The organism is Chryseobacterium paludis (genome assembly GCF_025403485.1).
Lineage (GTDB): Bacteria > Bacteroidota > Bacteroidia > Flavobacteriales > Weeksellaceae > Chryseobacterium > Chryseobacterium paludis.
The window spans coordinates 3,808,362-3,827,946 of record NZ_CP099966.1; the positions used below are offsets into that span (position 1 = coordinate 3,808,362).

A 19,585-nucleotide genomic window follows, 5' to 3' on the forward strand; every position below is an offset into this window, starting at 1 on the left:
CGCTTAATGGAATACAAAAGAATTAAAGTAAATATTTTCTAAAATTAATATTATATAGACCGGAACGAATACTATTATAATCAGTAAATAAATATTTCATGATCATTCCCCATTTTTTTGGGACAGAAGCTTCGGCTATCTGATAGCTTCGGTATGTTCTTTCAATATGCTTCTTAATATGATCTGGAATTGAAGATTCACTTTTAGCCCAATTATGTACTTCACTCCAAAGCAGAATCCTTGTAGAAGATGGCTTTATTTTCCCAATATCTACTTGCGTGATTCTATTATTTTCATGGACTCCTCTTACTGCAACAGCGTTATCAAGTATTCCGGGGTAAAGATTAAGGTAGTAAGATAAACGGAAAATAAATTCTGTATCCTGATGAAGTCTAAGTCCGGTTTTGAAAAAAGGACTGACTTTTGAAAGAGAACTTTTCCTGATCGTTAATCCATCAAGGCTGAAAAGTCCAAAACTCCCTTTCATATTAAGAAGTCCGGGAAAAACTTCTTTTGAATCATGTTTTTTGTATACTGTGGTTAGGCGGTTTTCAAAAACTTTGTAGTATTGTTCTTTGGCTTTTTCTGAGCAATAATGTACTCCTATAGCGCCATACACACCTTCTACCTCAGGATTTTGAAAAAGTTCTTTTTCTGCATCAAAACGATTAGGTAGGTAATAATCGTCTGCATCTAAAAATGCGATGAAATCTCCTGTTGCATTCATTATTCCAAGATTTCTGGAAGCTCCGGCACCATGATTTTGTTTATCAGGATGTTGATAAAGTTTTACGCTGTCGTATTTTTCTGCGAGTTTTTCACAAAGTAGGAGTGCATTATCTGGAGATTTATCCTCCACGAGAATTATTTCAAATACTTCATCAAACTGAAGCGCTGATTCTACAGCTTGAGAAATGTAATTCTCTGCATTATAAACAGGAATGATGACAGATATTTTCATGGTTGCCAATTAATTAAATAAGTAAAACGGTACGGTACGAATATGCAAGATTACGAAATTAAAGAATATCTAAAGTTGATGTTATATAATCCTGATCTTATACTCTGATAATCAACGAATAAATATTTTATAATCATTGCCCATTTTTTTAATTTTGGAGAACTTGCTATTTCGAAACTACGTTGCATCCTTTTGATATGTGTTTTAATGTCTTCTGGAATATTAGCCTCATCTTTTGCCCAATTATAAACTTCATTCCAAAGGATAACTCTTGAGATCGTATGCTTTATCTTATTAGAATCTACTTTGGTGATTCTATTGCTTTCATGCACTCCTCTCATTGCTATAGCTTCATCTATAATTCCGGGATATAAATCAAGATAATATGAAAGGCGAAATAAAAACTCTGTGTCTTCGTGAAGTTTCATTGGCTTGAATAAAGGAGTTAACTTCGCCAAAAGAGACTCTCTACGAACAGTTAGAGCATCAATACTAAATAGTCCAAAACTTCCTAACTTATGGATCAACCCTGGAAAAACATCTTTAGGATCATGTTTTTTGTAAACTGTGGTTAATACATTTTTAAATAATTTAAAATATTGTTCTTTAGCTTTTTCAGTGTAATAATGTACGCCAATAGCCCCATAAACACCTTCTACTTTGGGATTTTTGAAAAGTTGTTTTTCTGCATCAAAACGATTGGGAAGAAAATAATCGTCCGCATCTAAAAATGCGATGAAATCTCCTGTTGAATTCTGTATTCCCAGGTTTCTGCTTGGACCCGCGCCATGATTTTCTTTGTCGGGATGTTGATATAATTTTACTTTGCTATGCTTCGCGGCTAATTCCTGGCAAGTCCGTAAAGATTGATCTGGTGATTTGTCTTCCACTAAAACGACTTCAAATACTTCATCAAACTGGAGCGCTGATTCTACAGCCTGAGAAACATATTTTTCAGCGTTATAAACGGGAATGATTACTGAGATTTTCATTTCATCGATTTTTGATAATTAAACCTATACTGTGTTTTTAATATATTGGGATTCTTAAGAGCTTCAATAAAGATATTATAATATTTTATTGCTCCCGTTTTTTGAGATAAGTCGAAGGACTTATATCTTAAGTAAATTTTTTCTTTAAATTCTGAAGGTATCTTCTGATCGCGGGCCCAGTCATATAAAGATTTCCAGAAAAGAAGCTGTCTTTGTTTATACTGATGGGAGTATTTCACAATTTTAGTAATTCTGTTATCGTCATGTATTCCGCGTATGGCCACGGGCTGATCTATAATCCCTGATTTTAAATAACAGTGATAAGCCAGTTTAATAATAAAATCCGAATCCTGATGAACTCTAAGTGTCTTGTTGAATTTTAAATTAGATGCTTCAATCGCTGATCTTCTTATTGTAAGAGCATTTAAATGGAAGAATGTACCGAAAGTTTTAGTTGTTAATCCTAAAAGTCCTTTAAAAACTTCCCTTCCTTCAGCGGAATAATTTACAGTTGTAAGGGAAGTATCACTGAATTTCGATTGAAATTCCTGTTTTCCCTTTTCAGTTAAATATTCAATACCAATGGCTCCAAAGACCCCTTGAACCTTAGAATCAGCAAATATTTCTTTTTCTCCGTCAAAACGATTGGGTAGATAATAATCATCAGCATCTAAAAATGTAATGAAATTCCCTGTTGATTTTTCTATTCCCAGATTCCTTGAGGCGCCTGCGCCATGATTTTCTTTATCAGCATGTTGAAATAGTAATACCTTTAGATTTTGGTCAGCTAATCTTTTGCAAATTTCCAGTGAATTATCTGTTGATTTATCTTCAACTAAAATAACTTCCTTAACTTCTTTAAATTGCAATGCAGACTGAACTGATTTTTCTAAAAATTCAGCCGCATTATAAACCGGGATAATAACAGAAATTTCAAGCATTATAATACAGATTGATTGTTATGGGCCCAAAGAGCAAGTTGTAACAAATTCCAATGTTTATGATCTTTGTTCAGAAATTTTTGAGCACCCTCAAAATCTATATAATTGAAAATTTTCTGATTTCGATCTTTAAGCAATTCATTGGATAAATTGATGAGATTATCTTCTTCAAACCAACTCTTAACACTCATTCCAAATCCTTGCTTGTGACGTTTTCTAATCGTTTCTGTCCAATATGCCCCCATTGTTTCCCGAAGTATAATTTTATCATTTTCACTATTTAACTTCAGTTGTTCAGGTAATTGTATGCAAAACTCAGCAAAATCAACATCAAGGAAAGGCGTTCTCACTTCCAATGAATTCGCCATGGCCATTCTGTCGGATTTCATCATCATATTTCCTGGAACATAATTTTCCAGATCTACCCGCATAATATCGTTCAATGAGTCAGAATTGGGTGTGAAACTGTAGGGTTGCTGATAATCTGTTAGAATCCCGAGCAGATTTTGTTCTTTTTTAGAGAATGCATTTCTAACGGAATTCTGATGAAAATCTAAAATAGAAGAATACTGTAAATTGCTTTGTGTAACAAAAGAAGTTTCTCTCAACTTTTGATAAATCTTTAATCCGAATTGAGTAATTATATTTTTATAGCTAAAGTGGTTTTTTAATTCATTTTCGACTTTATAAAAATGATACCCACCAAATAGTTCATCACCGGCATCCCCAGAAAGGACTACAGTAAGATTTTTTCTGGCATTTCTACAGATCTCATAATGTGGAAGATAAGAGATGTCAGCAAAAGGTTCATCTAAGAATGGAGAAATCTTTAAGAGTGATGCTGCTATATCCTGTTTTTTTTCGTGAACCTCAATATGATTGGTTTGGTATTTATCGGCAATTTCTTTAGCATATTTCAATTCACTATCTTTATGATCATACCCAAAGCTAATAGTCGTTTGTTTTGGCATAAATTCATTGACCAGGGCTACTATGGAGGACGAATCTAATCCGCCACTTAAAAAACTTCCAACTTCCACATCTGCTATAAGCTGTTTTTTAACAGCATTTTTTAAGAGGTATAAGAATTCTTCCTTTGCATCAGATAAACTTATATTCCTATCCTTTGCCGGTAAGCTATAGTAACGTGAAACGATAACTTTTCCATTTTTCCAAATTAGTTGATGAGCAGGAGGAAGCGTGAAAATGTTTTTGTAAATACTTTGATAGGTATTTACATATCCATGTTGCAGATAGTGAGCTAAGGCTTCAGAATTTACTTCGGGCTGAATTAATCCAGAAGCTAATATAGCTTTAATCTCCGAGGCAAAAATGAATTCGTTGTTACTTCCGATAGCATAGAAGAATGGCTTTTCTCCAAAACGATCTCTGGCACAAAATAATTGCTGTTTCTGGTCATCCCAAATTGCAAAAGCAAACATTCCTGGGAGATCATGGATGAGGTTTTCCTGCTTTCTCTGATACATTGCAAGAATAACTTCTGTATCCGAAGTTCCATGATAAGGATATTCCGGATATCTTTTTTTAATATCAAGATATCCATAAATTTCACCGTTCAGTACAATGCATTCGTTTTTCGAATTTGAAAACATCGGTTGTTTTCCACTCTCTGAGAGATCTATAATTGAAAGTCTTCGATGACCTAAAGTTGCATTTTCATAAAATTCATGATGTGAAGAATCTGGACCGCGATGTACCAGTACATCAGTCATTTTTTTTATTTCGTTTGTATAATTTCTAGCGTTTGGAGCTATTATTCCTGCTATTCCACACATAATACCATTTTATTTTAAATTATGACATCCCTCTTTTACAAAAGAAAATATCTTCCTCAGGATTCACTCCAAATTTTTTATATTTATCAGAAATATTTACTCTCTCTACTATAAAACCAGCATTTTCTAATCGTATTACATAGTCTTGACCATATATTCTTACATGATCAAACTGACCAAAAAGTTCTTTTCTTTTTTGAGGGTCGGAAATAGAAAAGTCTTCGTAGGTCTGTTGATTATTCTTAGAAATAGGGACCTGTAAAATAGCTTTTCCTTCAGGCTTTAATACCCTTAAAAGTTCTTTCATGGCTTTTGCATCGTCAGGAATATGTTCTAAAACATGATTACAAATCACCAGATCGAAATAATTGTTCTCGTAAGGGATACTTAAAATATTAATATTTTTTACATGGTCTGGATAATGGTAATTCCCTGTGAGCAGATCTCCACAAATATATTCCTTTAAATTCTGGCTTAAAAGAATCTTTGATAATTTAGGTTCTGGTGCGATATGTAATACACTGATGTCTTTTGGAAGATTTAATTCTTTAATAACAAAAGCATATAAAAGTCTTTCTCTGTCTCTGGAATTACATTTATAGCATCCTGCCGCTCTACGCCCGCCTCCAATGACATGTTTTTCTATTAATACAGGTAAATTATGTCCTACAATTTCCAGATCTTTCGATTTGTAGCCACAAAATGGACATTGATAATTTGAGCCTGAATGAGAAAATAGCTCTATCTTTTTTTTTATTCTGTCCAGGATTTTCATATTGTGTTTTATTTATGTGATAAAAGAAATGTTATTGTAATAAATCTTTCATTGATAACTTACAGATTCAGGAATGTTGGTCCTATTTGCATTACTTTACTGCGTATTTCAGCTAATTTTTTTTCTTCTTTTGAAATCTTTTTATACTTTAAAGATAGTTTTTTATAAGTGCCAATATTTCCTGTGATAATATTCTTTACAATGCTTTGCTTAAGAGATTTCTTTTCTAAATATAATGCATTGTTCAGGTTAGGATTTATAATTTTAGTTTCTATACTCAGATTTGGAAATTTATTATAATCAATTTTAGTTAAAAATTGTTTTCCATCATGAACTGCTTTACTGCCAGGGACAAGTAGCGTTTTTTTCTCGTGAAATAATACCCGGTTTGTATACTCATCGTCTTCTCCATAGTGAAAAAAGTAAGGGTTAAATCCACCTACAGTTTCTATGGTATGCTTTGGAAGAAGCCAATGAGCAGCATTAATAAACTTAATTTCATAAAAAGGTTTCAGTGTTTGAAAATACAGGTCAGATATCAGCCTTGTCTTTTCAAAATTTGTAGCAATATATTTATCTAAAAAGATATCCAGATATTTTTCTGTTCCATCAATTTGCATGGGGCTGATGATCCCAATTTCTTCTTGTTTGGGATGCTTACTGTAAATATCAAGCAACTTTTCAAGACTATCAGGGTAAAGCCATGCATCCTGATTCATCAGATAGAAAAAATCTGCACCTTCTTTATGAGCTTTTTCAATACCTATATTATTGGCTTTACCAAATCCCAGATTCTCTGAAGACTGAATGAAATCTACTTCCGGGAAATTTGTTTTTATATACTCCTGTGTATTATCTGTTGATCCATTATCTACAACAATACACTGTATAGGAACCGAAGATCGCCTTAAGCTTGTAAAGCATCTTTCTGCCCATTTCATGGCATTATAAGTGACAATAATAAGATAAATCCTTGGCATTTATTTTTTTTTAAGTATATTTTTCAGCTAAATTTTTCAAATAATCAGTAGGCTCTATTCCAGAGAAAAAGCTGTTGGTGTTTTTATCAAAATCGACTTTGTAAAAATCCCCTTCATCTGCTTCATCATAATTTGCTTTCTGATCCATTCTATTTTGGATGGCATCTATAATTTCCCTTAAATCATAATAATAAGGATATGCAAAGTTTATTGTTTCATTTTTCACAGACTTGCATGTACTTTCTAAAAAATTAGCAATGTCATCGATATCTAATAATAATCTTCTGGCATTTCGGTGAAGTATGAATTTACTATTGGTTTTAATTTTTGTTTTAAGAAAATTAAAAAGAGTATTAGGATTTCCACCTTTCCCTACGATATTACCAATTCTTAGAATAAGGTAATTGTCAGATTTACTTTTAATATAATTTTCCATTTCCAACTTATGCAGTACATAAAAGCTGTCCTGTTTTGATTGATCCTGAACACTCAATGTGGAGAAATAGATAAACTTCTTTTCGCTGTAATTTTCAAGGGCGTTGCTTAAAAGATTGAATTCTCTTTCAAATTCTGCTTTTTTTGTTTCAAGAGAATTTGAAACTCCTGAAGCGAAGAAAAGTATTTTGTCCGAATCGATATTTTGTAATGAACTAGCAATAAGCCCGTTTCCTATGATCATATTGTGTCTTTTGATATTGTGTGTAACTAATTATTGTTAAAGTTAGTATTATTAAAAATAAAATTAAAGATCTACTTTTAATTTTCTATTAATCTGAGATGCATATCTAATGTAATTAAAATATTTTTTAATAAAAAATAGATGTTGTCTGAAATCTAAATACTTATAAGGATAAAATTTTAGTGTAAATAAAAGCGTTTTCCTATTAATCGGGTAGTATTCAAAATATTTATGTAAAAAGCCGGAAAATATTTTTTTCTCGGTGGTATTGTCAATTGTTTTTTGAAAATCAGATCCAATTTTTTCTTTAATTTTTATGTTGGAATCCAACCACTTTTTATCCAGATTTCCGCCAGAGAAATGTTGTATAAGTATATTATCGATTACGTAATTTTGAAGTCTTTTTGATACCCTTAATGTAAAATCCAGATCATAACCGTGAAACCCATTAATATCTTCATCGAATTTAAAATCAAAGAAATTTTCCTTTTTAATACCTAGAAATACACCATCTACGGCATAAACCGGATTTGTATTTCCAGAGACTTTATTAATTAGATAGGATTCGGCATTTTCTTTATTTCCCTGCAAAATATTGATGAAATTATATTTTTCTGAAACGGTCCAACTGGAAGGTGCAACAGGGACATAGGAAGAGCCGGCAAGTCCGATAACACCTGTTCCAGGTCGGTTGAGGTGGGTTATTAATTTCTCGCCCCATTTATCTGTATGAAATAAAATATCCTCATGGATGAATAAAAAATAATCATATTTAGCTTTTTCTGCTCCCATATTGTATGCCTTGCAGATCCCCATTAATCCAGGATTATCAATTTTGATAATTTCGTAGGGTACACCAATCGTTTCTGCAATATTATTTTCCAATGCAGAGAAATACTGAGGAAGATATGAAGATATAATGATAGAGATCATATAAAAGTATTCACTAATTTTATTTCAATAGATTGTCCATCGTCTGAAAGATATCAGTAGTCAGTCTTTTTTCAGAATATTCCAGTTCTAGTTTATTCTGGATTTTAATTCCATAATTTTCTCTTAATTCTTTGCTCTGTAATAGCTTAACGATCTCAGAAGCCATAGTATCCAAATCAAGATAAGGGGCAAGAACACCAAAACCATTTTCAAGAAATTCTACTGCGCCGCCACTTTGTTCAAATGCAACAATAGGTTTTTTAAGTTTTGCTGCAGTAAGCATTACAAGAGGAAACGGATCTTCCCGGGATAGTAAGAGGAAAATATCAAAAATATTAATATAGTCGTTTGGAAATTTGTTGTGATCTACATATATGATTTTATCATCTACTCCAAGTTTTTCAGCATCTAGCTTTGAACATTTTACAGGGCCAATTTTGGAAGTTCCACCAAGGTTAATGAATTTAAAATCTATATCTGTCTGATCTGCTATTTTTTTTACAAGGAGAGGTACTAAATCCGTTCCTTTACGCAATTCCTGAGAGCTTGCAATACCAATAACTAATTCATTATCAGAAATATTGAGCTCTTTTTTTAAAGCTGTCGTATCTTTTTGAATATCAATTACTTCATCGACAAAAGAATGAATGACTTTAATTTTTTCTGGTTTTGCTCCATATCTGGTAATCAGGTTCTCTGCTACAGCATTTGATCCCGCAATAATAGTAGAAACATTGGATACGTTTTCTAAAATAAATTCTTTTGAGTAAGAACTTTCTACTCCAAAAGCCAGTTCGTGGATGGCTACAATGGTAGGAATGTTCTTTTTGTAAAAGGGTATTGTCCAAATTAGTGTTTCTGCAGTATTTCCATATACCAAATCATAATTGTTAGAAAATAATCTTCCGGTTATCTTTTCAATCTGTTCCTCTCTGGTTTCTGCTGTTGGAAAAAATGCAGCCTGAAGTTTTTTAAAATTTCTATTGATAAAAGAAAATGATTGATTATAATAACTAGCTACAATAATTTTGTTGTCAGAAATTTTAGCAAAATCTTCAAAAAGCTGTCCTGCTCTTAATAATAGAATATCAATGCTAAAATTCTTTTTTTCTTGTTTAAGCTTTTTTAATACACTCAACAATAGTATTGGAGCACCTGATAAAGATGCTTCATGAGATATAACTAATATTTTTTTTGTTTCATTCATTTTGCAAAGATTCGAATATTAAATTTTGACTGTTTTTTACAATAGTATTAGCCGGGATAGATTTATGAATAACACATCCAGCACCAATAATACAATTGTCGCCGATGTTAACTCCTTTTAATATGACTGTATTACTTCCTATCCAGCAATTATTACCTATAATTATCGGTGAAGTCTTAAAGGCTGTTTTATCTATAAAGAAATTGGGATTGAACCCGTACTCATGATTGTGATCATATAATTTTACACCTTCTCCGAATATAGTATCATCACCAATGGTAATATTATCGATACAATTAATTGAAGAATAATTATTAAAGAAAACCCCACTGCCAATAGTTAGTGAAGCATTTGGAAGCACTGAAATATTACAGTAATCTCTCACGAAAAACCGTTCACCAATAGCTATATTACCAAATTCGCCCTCATTTCCTTTAAAGATATTAACATCTTGAGGGGCAAAAGTATGGTGAATTGTAATAGTTGGTTTTGCGTTAAAAGCCCGCCAAAGTTTCTTCTTTTTTTGTACTTCAAGATCAGTAATAAAAGAAGCTATTTTTCTATGGATATAATTTTTTAGCCTTAAGAACATTAGAAAAATTTATATTTTAGATGATAGAGTTTAATAGGTAAACGATATTTCAAACAAAAATTCAGCCAAGGTTCTTTTCCCTTGTACTGATTATATTTTTCAAAAGTCTTTTTTAGTTCTTTCTTGTTAGTTGATGTAATATAAATTTTCTTGACACTATTATTAAGTTCCGATTTATTATCTAACTCTGTGTCATATTGTAGTCTCAACAGTATTTCTTCAACGAAAACCACTCGGGCCTTTAAGGTTGAAATGTTTTCTTCGTGCTTTCTATAATAAGCAAGGTGTTCCGGAATAAAAGCAAAAAAATGTTTTTCATTTATTTGTAACCATTTATCGTAATCTTCCAAAAGAATATCTTTATTATAAGATCCTGTTTCAAGAAGAGCTTTAGTTTTGATCAATGCGCTGACAGCCGGTACAAAATTTCTTGTTTTCTCAAGTTTTCTAAACTGATATTCATCTCTATAGAAATCAAAATTCCCATAATACTCAACTAAATTTTTATCTTCCTCTACAATATATGCTGATGAAAAAACCACAGCAAACTTATCATCTTTGTTTTCCAATGTTTTTACACATTTTTCCAAAAACTCCGGGTGCAAATAATCGTCAGCTGCAATAAGTTTAATATACTTTCCTTTAGCGAATTTTATACATTCATTAAGCATCTCAGCTAAACCAGTATTCTTGGAATGGAAATTTTTTTCAGCAGTATACTTATTGTCATTAATCCAATTTTCGAAGACTTCTACAGAATTATCTGGTGAAGCATCATCTCCCACAATTAATTGAATGTTCTCATAAGTTTGATTTTTTATGCTATCCAGGCATTCTTTAATATAACCGGAATGATTATATGAAACGATAATAACTGTTACTAAAGGATTGTTCACCATTAATATTCATTTATAGCTTTAATAATGGTTTCAATTTCTTCCGTATCTAAAATAGATGAAATAGGTAAACTCAATACTTCCTCATGTATCTTTTCACTAATTGGAAAAGATAGCGTATTCATTTCTTTATAAGCTTCTTGCTTATGAGGTGGAATAGGGTAATGGATAATTGTGTGGATCCCCTTTTCATTGAGGTAGCTTTGAAGATTGTCTCTATTTTCTGTTCTAATAACAAACACATGCCATACATGTTCCTTTTCATCTTCTGGATTTTCTGGAAGAATGATTTTTGGATTAGTTATTTCCTCAATGAATTTTTTCGCAATTAGTCTTCGCGCATCATTTTCTTCTTCAATATACTTTAATTTAATATCCAGTACTCCAGCTTGTATTTCGTCCAATCTGGAATTAAGACCCTTGTATATGTTGACATATTTTTGATTAGAACCATAGTTTCCTAATGCACGGATGGTCTCAAATAAATCTTTATCATTTGTTGTTACTGCACCAGCATCACCCAGAGCACCTAAATTTTTACCGGGATAAAAGCTGAATCCAGCTGCATCACCCAGGTTTCCTGATTTAATATTATTCCATTCTGCTCCGATAGCCTGTGCATTATCCTCTACAATTTTTAGTTTATGGTCCTGTGCTATTTTTCTTAATTCTTCAGAAAAAACAATTCTACCCTGCAGATGAACGATTAGTATTGCTTTTGTTTTCGAAGTGAGTTTTTCTTCAATTTTTGAAATGTCAATATTGTATGTATTTATTTCCGGCTCTACAAAAACAGGGATTAATCCATTATCCGATAAAGCCAGAATAGAAGCGATGTAAGTGTTTGCAGGGACAATGACCTCATCTCCAGGTTTCATAATGCCCAGCTCTATGTAGGCGCGGAATATTAATCGTAAAGCATCCAGTCCGTTTGCTACTCCTAAAGCATATTTTGAACCAATATAATGAGCTAAATTGGTTTCGAAATTCTTAAGCTCATCTCCCAATAAATACCATCCGCTCCTGAAAACTTCCAAAAGTTTGTTTTCAATTTCTTCTTGATATTTAAGGTTTATTTTTTTTAAATTTAAAAAACTAATCATTTGGTTTTAATTTAAAGTAATTTCATAAAAATCATTACAAATAGCCCTCCCACCATACATCTCTTTTTGGTTGATCAGACCTTCATTTAAAAATCTTCCCTGATTTTCAGTAGAGATTCCGAAACTAAAATAGGGTCTGTCTTGAAATTGTTCTTCAAGCAGCTTGATAATAAGATAGTCCAAAGCACCAATTTCCCTGCCCTTCTCAGAATTCGCGAGGTATTGTGTATGAAGGACTTTACCAAAGTCGAAAATTAAGGTACCACTCAGTAGCTCTTCATTTTCTGTAACTTCGTATAGTTTGATATTATTTGGGAATTTTTCTGCTAACTGTTGAATTTCCTGTAGACTGTGTACAGGTTTAGCTCCATGGTTTGATGCAAGGACATTCGTTAGAAGTGTCCAGTAATTTTCAAAATTTTTATTCTCTTTAATCTCAAGATTTAACTTGGAACATTTTTTATATCTTCTTGCAGGTGAATTTGCTAAAGGTAACCTATTTTGGATAGGTAACACCGAAGAGATATCTCGTCTGATAAGTTGTGCATTATTTAAAAATAAAGCATACAGGTCTTCCTGCGAAGGTTGCTCAAAGAAGATAGACGGAATTGCTTTATAAAGTAATTTGCTAAAACCACTATTCTTGTAGTAGTTGATTAAAAGTGTAAATATTTCTAAGACCTCAACAGTTTTAGTTTTTTCACTGATAACCAAAGATCCATAAGTTAATCCGGCGTGAGAAAAAATTTCCTTATCTATTTCATTCGCTGGAAAAGCAGCAATGATCTGATCTTTTTTAATGAAAATCAAAGAATGATCATTAAAGCGGTCAGCATGATAATCCATATAATCCCTTTCAAAAAAGAATAATCCATTTTTGCTTTCCCTTATGAAAGTATCCCAAATGACTTTCTGGGTAACATGATATCGTGTTAGTTCTATATCCATTATAACTTTAAAGACATTTTTACGTTATCTTTTACGATCAACTCTATTCTGAATCCAAAATTTTCATAAGCTTTGATAGCTCTAATATTATCAGGAATAACATTTAGATAGATGCTTTCTAACTTGTGCTCTTCCTTTGCACTGCGCAATATTTCAGATAATATTTGTTTGCTTAGACCTTTCCCCCAAAATTGCTTTTCTCCGATATAACCAAAATACTCAGCATCTTTGTTGTTGAGGTCAATTTTTTTTAGACCTGCAACGCCAATAATTTGCTCACCAAAAGCAATACCTTTAATATCATAGTTTTTCATATCCTCAAGTTTGCTAAACCATATTTTCTGATCTTCTCTTGTAAAATCAGGTGTATTGGTAAGCTTTTTAATTTCAGGATCATTAAGCCAATTCCACGATTTATCCAGAATTTCTTCAGTATAATCTACCAGATGTAACACTTCAGATGGAGAAGGGTATGAGGTAAATTCTTCATAACTTCTAAAGTAGTCGTTTTCGTCGTAAAGTTCAGATGCTAAACAGAGTAATACCGCACTGTGTGAGAATTTAATATCCCGCCAGATTAATTTTGGGATATATATTCCTCTAGAAGGATTATCTAGTATAAAGGTTTCTTTATTACCATTTTTATCTTCGATATTAAACTCTATTGTTCCTGATACAGCAAATATGATTTGCTTAAGATTTTTATGAGCATGACCTCCTCTCATCACATCTTGAGGAGTATAGTAAGTCCAATATACACGTTTGACATCAAAAGGCACGTTCTTTAAGCCCTCGGCTACTGTAATAAAGCCAAGAGAAGAATTACCAATTTTATCTAAATCAAAATATTGAACCTTGTCCATTACTGTTATTTTATATCATATTTAAAATCTGGTCTAATAATTCCCGGTAGAGAATTTATATTAGTACCACGTTTAACATTCTCAACTTCAAAACCTATAATTTCATTGGCTATATAAAGAGGGATTTTTTGATCTTCCCCGAAAATTAATTTGAAATAATAATTTCCTGCATTAAGAAGATTGGAAGGAATTTCAAATTCTACTATGTATTCTTTTTTTCGGGAACTGTTGTTTGTTGCTACGAAGGCTCCCGTATGAAAAACTACAGCTTCTTCATAGGTTCTCAATTCGAATGTAGTATCCAGATTGATATTCTCTTTGAAATTATAAAATCTCAATCTTATTTTAATCCCAGATTCAATATCTAGAAATGGTCCTTGTATTGGTTTCGTAGAGAATTCCAATATCCTGATATTTTCATTTCCTAAAGCTGTCTCCAGAGAACCCTCATGGATATAACTACTTTGTCTTTCTGCATTTTTTTGATACTCTGTAATAGTTTGTAGAATATTTCCAGAATAATCCAGATGCCCCTGATTTAATAAAAGTCCACTTTTACAAAGTTCTTTTATAGCGGTCATATTATGGCTTACAAAAAGAATAGTTCTTCCTTCTCCTTTCGTAACATCACCCATCTTTCCAAGGCATTTTTTTTGAAAATCGGCATCTCCAACAGCTAGAACTTCATCTACGATAAGAATTTCTGATTCAAGATGGGCCGCAACGGCAAAGGCTAATCGCACATACATCCCCGAAGAATATCTTTTTACTGGGGTATCGATATATCTTTCAACACCAGAAAAATCTACTATTTCATCAAATTTGCGCTTGATTTCTTTACGCGTCATTCCTAAAATAGCACCATTTAGGAAAACATTTTCCCGGCCCGTCATTTCAGGATGAAATCCAGTTCCTACTTCCAATAATGATGCAATTCTTCCTTGCGTGTATATTTTGCCTGTGGTAGGTTTAGTTACTTTACTTAAAAGTTTTAATAAAGTAGATTTACCAGCTCCATTTCTGCCAATGATTCCAACAGCATCTCCCTGTTCTACTTCAAAGTCGATATCACGAAGTGACCATACATATTCAGAATCGCCTTTTGTCGTTCTGTCATTGGTGTCTCCAATTTTTAAATAGGGATCTTCTTTGCCTCTTACTCTATACCAGAATCTGTTTAGATCATGAGTAAGAGTTCCTGTACCCACTTGTCCTAAGCGGTACTGTTTTGATATATTTTCAGCTTTTAAAGCCAGCATGTTTTTTAATTTAAAGAATTAGACTTCTACTATAAATTCTAACAGTTTTTTACTGTTTTAATTATACAGTATCCATAAAAGTTTTTTCAACCCTGTTAAAAATAACAGTTCCTATCGCTAGAAGTACCAGGATTATGCCCGTACTGATTCCTAGCATGAGTGGAGAAAAATTTCCAACACCCAGCCATGCATATTTAAAGCATTCGAAAATACCTGTCAAAGGATTATAATAAGCCAGGCTTTTGAAACCTGCAGGAAGTGAAGATGTCGGATATATAACTGGGGTAGCATACATATATAAACTTACACCAAATCCAAGAAGCATATTCAAATCCTTATATTTTGTTGTGAGAGAAGAAAAAATCATTCCCACACCTAATGCAAAAAGCGCCATAAGAATAACCAGGAAGGGGGTAGCAAGTATCCAGATATTTGGATGTGCTTCTCCTTTTGCGAAATAATATCCCCATACCATTATAAATAGTATGAATTGTACACCAAACCTCATTAGGTTGGAAATTACAATTGATAAAGGAGTTACCAATCTTGGAAAATAAACTTTTCCAAAGATGCCAGCATTTCCGGCGAAGGTATAGGATGTACCCGTTAATGAAGTTGAAAAGTAGTTCCAAAGCGTAATTCCAGCCAGATAAAAAAGTAGAGGTGGAGCTCCGTCAGTTGGTAGTTTGGCTATTCTTCCAAAAACAATTAAATAGGTAATTGTTGTAAAAATAGGATTGATAAAAAACCATATGGGTCCAAGCACGGTTTGTTTAAAGCTGGATACAAAGTCTCTCTTTACAAACATATAAATAAGATCCTTATATCTCCATACCTCTTTGAATTTTAAATCAAAGAGAGAATGATTAGCTTCAATTGTTTCTGTCCACTTTTGTTGTGGTTCAATCATTTGTGTTAAGTTTATGCAAATTTACAATAATTAATTTTCTCATAGTTCCAGATATTATGAATTGTTATTCATGTAAAAACCAAAAATAATAACTAATATATTGATATTTATTATTATAAACAAAAGCTGTAACCAATGAAGACAACAGCTTTATAAATTTCTATGGTAAAAATTATTTGTTTACAAGTTGAGTGAGATATTTTCCATACCCACTTTTCCCATATTTTAAAGCCGTGTTTAAAAGCTTCTCCTCGTCAATAAATTTATTTCTGAATGCAATTTCTTCAATACATCCAATTTTAAAGCCTTGTCTTTTTTCAATAACACTTACAAACTCTGAGGCATCATGAAGAGAGTCAAATGTTCCTGTGTCTAACCAGGCCGTTCCCCTGTCTAAAACACCAACTTCAAGTTTTCCTTTTTTAAGATAGACATTGTTTACATCTGTGATTTCGAGCTCGCCACGAGCTGAGGGTTGTATGTTTTTAGCGATCTCTACAACTTCATTGTCATAAAAATATAAACCAGGAACTGCATAATTTGATTTTGGATGAACAGGCTTTTCTTCTATAGATACAGCCTTGAAATCCTGATCAAATTCGACAACACCATATCTTTCGGGATCAGAAACATGGTAAGCAAAAACAACACCTCCATCAGGATTTGTTTTGTTTTTTAATAAAGTTCCCATTTCTGAGCCATAAAAAATGTTATCCCCAAGCACTAATGCTACAGGATCATTTCCAATAAAAGAATCTCCAAGGATAAATGCTTGTGCCAGACCATCGGGGCTTGGCTGGACCATGTACTCTATATTGCAGCCTATCTGAGAGCCGTCTCCTAAAAGTTTAATAAAGCCTTCCTGATCATGAGGGGTAGTAATGATAAGTATGTCTTTAATTCCGGCTAATAATAATGTTGAGAGGGGGTAATAAATCATTGGTTTGTCATAAACCGGCATCAACTGCTTACTTACGGCAATTGTAAGGGGATAAAGTCTTGTTCCGGAGCCTCCGGCAAGGATAATACCTTTCATCTGTTTGTATTTATAAATTAATTATATTGATTTTCGTAGTATTTCTGATAATCTCCAGAAGTTACATTCTCAAGCCATTCCTTGTTTTCAAGATACCAGTCAATAGTTTTTGATAATCCTTGTTCAAAAGTTACAGATGGTTCCCAGCCCAGATCCTTGTTCAGTTTTGTAGCATCAATAGCGTAACGTTTGTCATGTCCCGGTCTGTCTTTTACGAAAGTGATCAGCTTTTCGGAATAACCTTCTTGTTTTCCAAGTTTAGAATCCATCTGACTGATCAGTTCTTTTACCAAATCAATATTTTGCCATTCATTAAAGCCTCCGATATTATAGGTTTCTCCCGTTTTAGCTTCATTGAAAATCTGATGAATAGCTCTTGCGTGATCAATTACAAATAACCAATCTCTTGTATATTTCCCATCTCCATAAATAGGCAATGGCTTTTCATTGATAATATTAAAAATACAAAGCGGAATTAACTTTTCTGGGAAATGATTTGGGCCATAATTATTTGAACAGTTAGAAACGATAAAAGGCATACCATAGGTATTTCCATATGCTCGTACTAAATGGTCAGACGCTGCTTTAGAAGCGGAATAAGGAGACTGCGGATCATAAGCTGTTGTCTCCAGAAAAAATCCTGTTTCGCCTAAACTTCCATATACTTCGTCAGTAGAAACATGATAGAATAAGTTTTGTCTGGGTTCGTTTGGAAATCTCCCATGAGTATGATCTGGATTTAAGGTCCAGAATTCTTTACATAGATTAAGAAGGTTGGCAGTACCATTAACGTTTGTATTGATAAATGCCATAGGGTCGGTAATACTTCTGTCTACATGGCTTTCAGCAGCTAAATGTATTACGGCATCCGGATTATATTTTTCAAAAACCGTTCTTAGTTCCTCAGGTTTTGTTATGTCTGCTTTTTCGAAAATATAATTGGGTTCGTTTTCGATATCTTTTAAATTTTCCAGATTTCCTGCGTAGGTAAGAGCATCAAGATTAATGATTGTTGTATTGGGATTATTTTTTACAAATTCTCTTACAACATGAGAGCCGATAAAACCTGCTCCTCCTGTGATGATTATATTTTTCATTTTAATATTTTGAAAAAAGTTAAAGGTTAAAGATAGTAAAAGTATTAAGATACATTTTACACCATCTATAATATAATGTATAGACTTGTTCTTTTTCTTAAATGTTAATGTTATAGCAGTAGCCTATATACTGGTAAAGAATAGCGTGTGTTATTTTTGAATTCATTAATTAAGTACCGTTTGTCTTCCTATACTTTTATAATAGAATCCATATTGCTTAGGGACTTCCAAGGGATACATATTTCTTCCATCGAAAATAACCTTGTTTTTCATCTTCTCTGCCATAAGTTCAAAATTTGGATTTTTGAATTCCGGCCATTCTGTTGCAATAAATAATGCATCTGCTTCTTCTAAAGCTTCATACATTGTTTTTGCATATTGAATTTGATTCCCAATGATCTTTTGAACATTATTTTCTGCGACAAGATCATAGGCAACTATCTCGGCTCCCTTTTTCAATAAAAGATCTATATTATCTAAAGAAGATGCTTCGCGGATGTCATCTGTATTTGCCTTAAAGGCTAATCCCCATACTGCTATTTTTTTTCCTTTAAGGTTTCCGTCAAAGTATTTTTCAATTTCCGAAACCAAAATTACTTTTTGAGCAATGTTTACATTTTCGGTTGCTTCTAAAATTTGAAAATTAAAATCTTCTTGCTTTCCGGATTTTATTAAAGCCTTCACATCTTTAGGAAAACAACTTCCCCCATATCCGATTCCAGGAAATAAAAAGCGGTGTCCAATTCTATCATCACTTCCCATTCCCAGTCTCACTTTATCTACATCAGCACCCACTTTTTCACAGTAATTGGCGATCTCATTCATAAAAGTAATTTTTACCGCTAAGAAAGAATTTGAGGCATACTTGGTAAGTTCAGATGATTTTTCATCCATGAAAATAATTGGAATCCCAGTATTGGTAAATGGTTGGTAAATTTTAGACATGATATTCTTTGCTCTTTCAGAACTTGATCCTACCACTACTCTCGCAGGATTCATTGAGTCTTCTACAGCAAAACCTTCTCTAAGAAATTCTGGATTAGAGACAACGTCAAAAGAAATGTCTGTTTTTGAAGAGATCACTTCTCTTACTTTATCTGCAGTTCCTACAGGAACCGTACTTTTATTAACGATGACTTTATATTCTGTCATCATTTCTCCAATGTCATTAGCCACACCAAGTACATAGGACAGATCCGCTGAACCATCTTCTCCCGGAGGGGTAGGGAGTGCGAGGTATACAACTTCACTTTTGTCTAACGCTTCCTTTAAATTGGTGGTGAAAAATAATCTTTGGGATTGAATGTTTCTGTGGAACATTTCTTCAAGGTTCGGCTCATAAATGGGAACAATGCCGTTTTTCATACCTTCTACTTTCTTTTCATCAATATCAACACAGTATACTGAATTGCCAAGTTCTGCAAGGGTAGTTCCTGTAACTAATCCTACATAACCCGTTCCTACAATTGTTATATTCAAAATGTATGTTTTTAAAATTCAGGACAAAAATAATAAAAATACTTTCAACACCTCTTTAAATTTAATGTTAATAGATCCTATGGTTATTTATCTGATAATAAGATGATTTTGCTTTTTTAGAAAAAAAATATTATATTT

Annotated in this window: 19 protein-coding genes; all 19 read right to left on the reverse strand. The window is 32.7% G+C overall.

The window, feature by feature from the left end; genetic code table 11:
- Positions 1-22: 22 nt before the first annotated feature.
- The 19 genes from NG806_RS17285 to NG806_RS17375 all read right to left on the reverse strand — a co-directional run bounded on the left by NG806_RS17285 (position 23) and on the right by NG806_RS17375 (position 19,447).
- Positions 23-961: a glycosyltransferase family 2 protein gene (locus tag NG806_RS17285; RefSeq protein ID WP_261510894.1), complete on the reverse strand. Its 939-nt coding sequence runs from the start codon at positions 959-961 to the stop codon at positions 23-25.
- A gap of 50 nt (positions 962-1,011) precedes the next feature.
- Entirely contained in the window at positions 1,012-1,953 is a 942-nt protein-coding gene (locus NG806_RS17290; RefSeq protein ID WP_261510896.1) for a glycosyltransferase family 2 protein, read from the reverse strand.
- The gene (locus tag NG806_RS17295) at positions 1,950-2,894 is read right to left on the reverse strand and encodes a glycosyltransferase family 2 protein (protein WP_261510898.1); all 945 of its coding nucleotides are present in this window, start codon (positions 2,892-2,894) and stop codon (positions 1,950-1,952) included. The genes NG806_RS17290 and NG806_RS17295 overlap by 4 nt, the downstream gene beginning before the upstream one ends.
- Positions 2,894-4,690 (reverse strand): asparagine synthase (glutamine-hydrolyzing), encoded by a 1,797-nt coding sequence (gene asnB, locus NG806_RS17300; RefSeq protein ID WP_214830748.1) that lies wholly within the window; start codon positions 4,688-4,690, stop codon positions 2,894-2,896. Before asnB ends, NG806_RS17295 begins: the two co-directional genes overlap by 1 nt.
- Positions 4,691-4,709: 19 nt before the next feature.
- On the reverse strand, positions 4,710-5,465 hold the full coding sequence (locus tag NG806_RS17305) for a class I SAM-dependent methyltransferase (protein ID WP_214830750.1): 756 nt from the start codon (positions 5,463-5,465) through the stop codon (positions 4,710-4,712).
- A gap of 59 nt (positions 5,466-5,524) precedes the next feature.
- The gene (locus NG806_RS17310; protein ID WP_214830752.1) at positions 5,525-6,445 is read right to left on the reverse strand and encodes a glycosyltransferase family 2 protein; all 921 of its coding nucleotides are present in this window, start codon (positions 6,443-6,445) and stop codon (positions 5,525-5,527) included.
- A gap of 10 nt (positions 6,446-6,455) precedes the next feature.
- A complete protein-coding gene (locus NG806_RS17315; protein ID WP_261510902.1) occupies positions 6,456-7,124 on the reverse strand; it encodes an NAD-dependent epimerase/dehydratase family protein in 669 nt (222 codons plus the stop codon).
- A gap of 63 nt (positions 7,125-7,187) precedes the next feature.
- The gene (locus NG806_RS17320; protein WP_261510903.1) at positions 7,188-8,057 is read right to left on the reverse strand and encodes a glycosyltransferase family protein; all 870 of its coding nucleotides are present in this window, start codon (positions 8,055-8,057) and stop codon (positions 7,188-7,190) included.
- A 19-nt stretch (positions 8,058-8,076) separates the two neighbouring features.
- Positions 8,077-9,264, reverse strand: a complete 1,188-nt coding sequence (locus NG806_RS17325; protein WP_214830758.1) for a glycosyltransferase family 4 protein — start codon at positions 9,262-9,264, stop codon at positions 8,077-8,079.
- Entirely contained in the window at positions 9,257-9,856 is a 600-nt protein-coding gene (locus tag NG806_RS17330) for an acyltransferase (protein WP_214830759.1), read from the reverse strand. Before NG806_RS17330 ends, NG806_RS17325 begins: the two co-directional genes overlap by 8 nt.
- On the reverse strand, positions 9,856-10,755 hold the full coding sequence (locus tag NG806_RS17335) for a glycosyltransferase family 2 protein (RefSeq protein WP_214830761.1): 900 nt from the start codon (positions 10,753-10,755) through the stop codon (positions 9,856-9,858). Before NG806_RS17335 ends, NG806_RS17330 begins: the two co-directional genes overlap by 1 nt.
- Positions 10,755-11,855 (reverse strand): DegT/DnrJ/EryC1/StrS family aminotransferase, encoded by a 1,101-nt coding sequence (locus NG806_RS17340; protein ID WP_261510906.1) that lies wholly within the window; start codon positions 11,853-11,855, stop codon positions 10,755-10,757. The genes NG806_RS17335 and NG806_RS17340 overlap by 1 nt, the downstream gene beginning before the upstream one ends.
- A 6-nt stretch (positions 11,856-11,861) precedes the next feature.
- The gene (locus tag NG806_RS17345; protein ID WP_261510907.1) at positions 11,862-12,803 is read right to left on the reverse strand and encodes a GNAT family N-acetyltransferase; all 942 of its coding nucleotides are present in this window, start codon (positions 12,801-12,803) and stop codon (positions 11,862-11,864) included.
- A complete protein-coding gene (locus NG806_RS17350; protein ID WP_261510908.1) occupies positions 12,803-13,666 on the reverse strand; it encodes a GNAT family N-acetyltransferase in 864 nt (287 codons plus the stop codon). Before NG806_RS17350 ends, NG806_RS17345 begins: the two co-directional genes overlap by 1 nt.
- 5 nt (positions 13,667-13,671) lie before the next feature.
- Positions 13,672-14,925: an ABC transporter ATP-binding protein gene (locus NG806_RS17355; protein ID WP_214830769.1), complete on the reverse strand. Its 1,254-nt coding sequence runs from the start codon at positions 14,923-14,925 to the stop codon at positions 13,672-13,674.
- Between the two features lie 61 nt (positions 14,926-14,986).
- Positions 14,987-15,835: an ABC transporter permease gene (locus NG806_RS17360; protein WP_261510909.1), complete on the reverse strand. Its 849-nt coding sequence runs from the start codon at positions 15,833-15,835 to the stop codon at positions 14,987-14,989.
- 172 nt (positions 15,836-16,007) lie between these two features.
- Positions 16,008-16,871 carry a glucose-1-phosphate thymidylyltransferase RfbA gene (rfbA, locus tag NG806_RS17365; protein WP_214830772.1) on the reverse strand — a complete coding sequence of 288 codons (864 nt, stop codon included), beginning with the start codon at positions 16,869-16,871 and terminating at the stop codon, positions 16,008-16,010.
- 17 nt (positions 16,872-16,888) lie between these two features.
- Positions 16,889-17,968, reverse strand: a complete 1,080-nt coding sequence (rfbB, locus tag NG806_RS17370; RefSeq protein WP_214830775.1) for a dTDP-glucose 4,6-dehydratase — start codon at positions 17,966-17,968, stop codon at positions 16,889-16,891.
- 165 nt (positions 17,969-18,133) lie between these two features.
- Entirely contained in the window at positions 18,134-19,447 is a 1,314-nt protein-coding gene (locus NG806_RS17375; protein ID WP_261510910.1) for a UDP-glucose dehydrogenase family protein, read from the reverse strand.
- Positions 19,448-19,585: the final 138 nt, after the last annotated feature.

Bases quoted from the DNA above. Each gene is read 5' to 3' on its own strand.
- NG806_RS17350 (WP_261510908.1), bottom strand. From the start codon at position 13,666: ATGGACAAGGTTCAATATTTTGATTTAGATAAAATTGGTAATTCTTCT.
- NG806_RS17315 (WP_261510902.1), bottom strand. From the start codon at position 7,124: ATGATCATAGGAAACGGGCTTATTGCTAGTTCATTACAAAATATCGAT.
- NG806_RS17285 (WP_261510894.1), bottom strand. From the start codon at position 961: ATGAAAATATCTGTCATCATTCCTGTTTATAATGCAGAGAATTACATT.
- NG806_RS17305 (WP_214830750.1), bottom strand. From the start codon at position 5,465: ATGAAAATCCTGGACAGAATAAAAAAAAAGATAGAGCTATTTTCTCAT.
- NG806_RS17335 (WP_214830761.1), bottom strand. From the start codon at position 10,755: ATGGTGAACAATCCTTTAGTAACAGTTATTATCGTTTCATATAATCAT.
- NG806_RS17310 (WP_214830752.1), bottom strand. From the start codon at position 6,445: ATGCCAAGGATTTATCTTATTATTGTCACTTATAATGCCATGAAATGG.
- rfbB (WP_214830775.1), bottom strand. From the start codon at position 17,968: ATGAAAAATATAATCATCACAGGAGGAGCAGGTTTTATCGGCTCTCAT.
- rfbA (WP_214830772.1), bottom strand. From the start codon at position 16,871: ATGAAAGGTATTATCCTTGCCGGAGGCTCCGGAACAAGACTTTATCCC.
- NG806_RS17330 (WP_214830759.1), bottom strand. From the start codon at position 9,856: ATGTTCTTAAGGCTAAAAAATTATATCCATAGAAAAATAGCTTCTTTT.
- NG806_RS17355 (WP_214830769.1), bottom strand. From the start codon at position 14,925: ATGCTGGCTTTAAAAGCTGAAAATATATCAAAACAGTACCGCTTAGGA.
- NG806_RS17325 (WP_214830758.1), bottom strand. From the start codon at position 9,264: ATGAATGAAACAAAAAAAATATTAGTTATATCTCATGAAGCATCTTTA.
- NG806_RS17345 (WP_261510907.1), bottom strand. From the start codon at position 12,803: ATGGATATAGAACTAACACGATATCATGTTACCCAGAAAGTCATTTGG.
- NG806_RS17290 (WP_261510896.1), bottom strand. From the start codon at position 1,953: ATGAAAATCTCAGTAATCATTCCCGTTTATAACGCTGAAAAATATGTT.
- NG806_RS17295 (WP_261510898.1), bottom strand. From the start codon at position 2,894: ATGCTTGAAATTTCTGTTATTATCCCGGTTTATAATGCGGCTGAATTT.
- NG806_RS17340 (WP_261510906.1), bottom strand. From the start codon at position 11,855: ATGATTAGTTTTTTAAATTTAAAAAAAATAAACCTTAAATATCAAGAA.
- NG806_RS17320 (WP_261510903.1), bottom strand. From the start codon at position 8,057: ATGATCTCTATCATTATATCTTCATATCTTCCTCAGTATTTCTCTGCA.
- NG806_RS17360 (WP_261510909.1), bottom strand. From the start codon at position 15,835: ATGATTGAACCACAACAAAAGTGGACAGAAACAATTGAAGCTAATCAT.
- asnB (WP_214830748.1), bottom strand. From the start codon at position 4,690: ATGTGTGGAATAGCAGGAATAATAGCTCCAAACGCTAGAAATTATACA.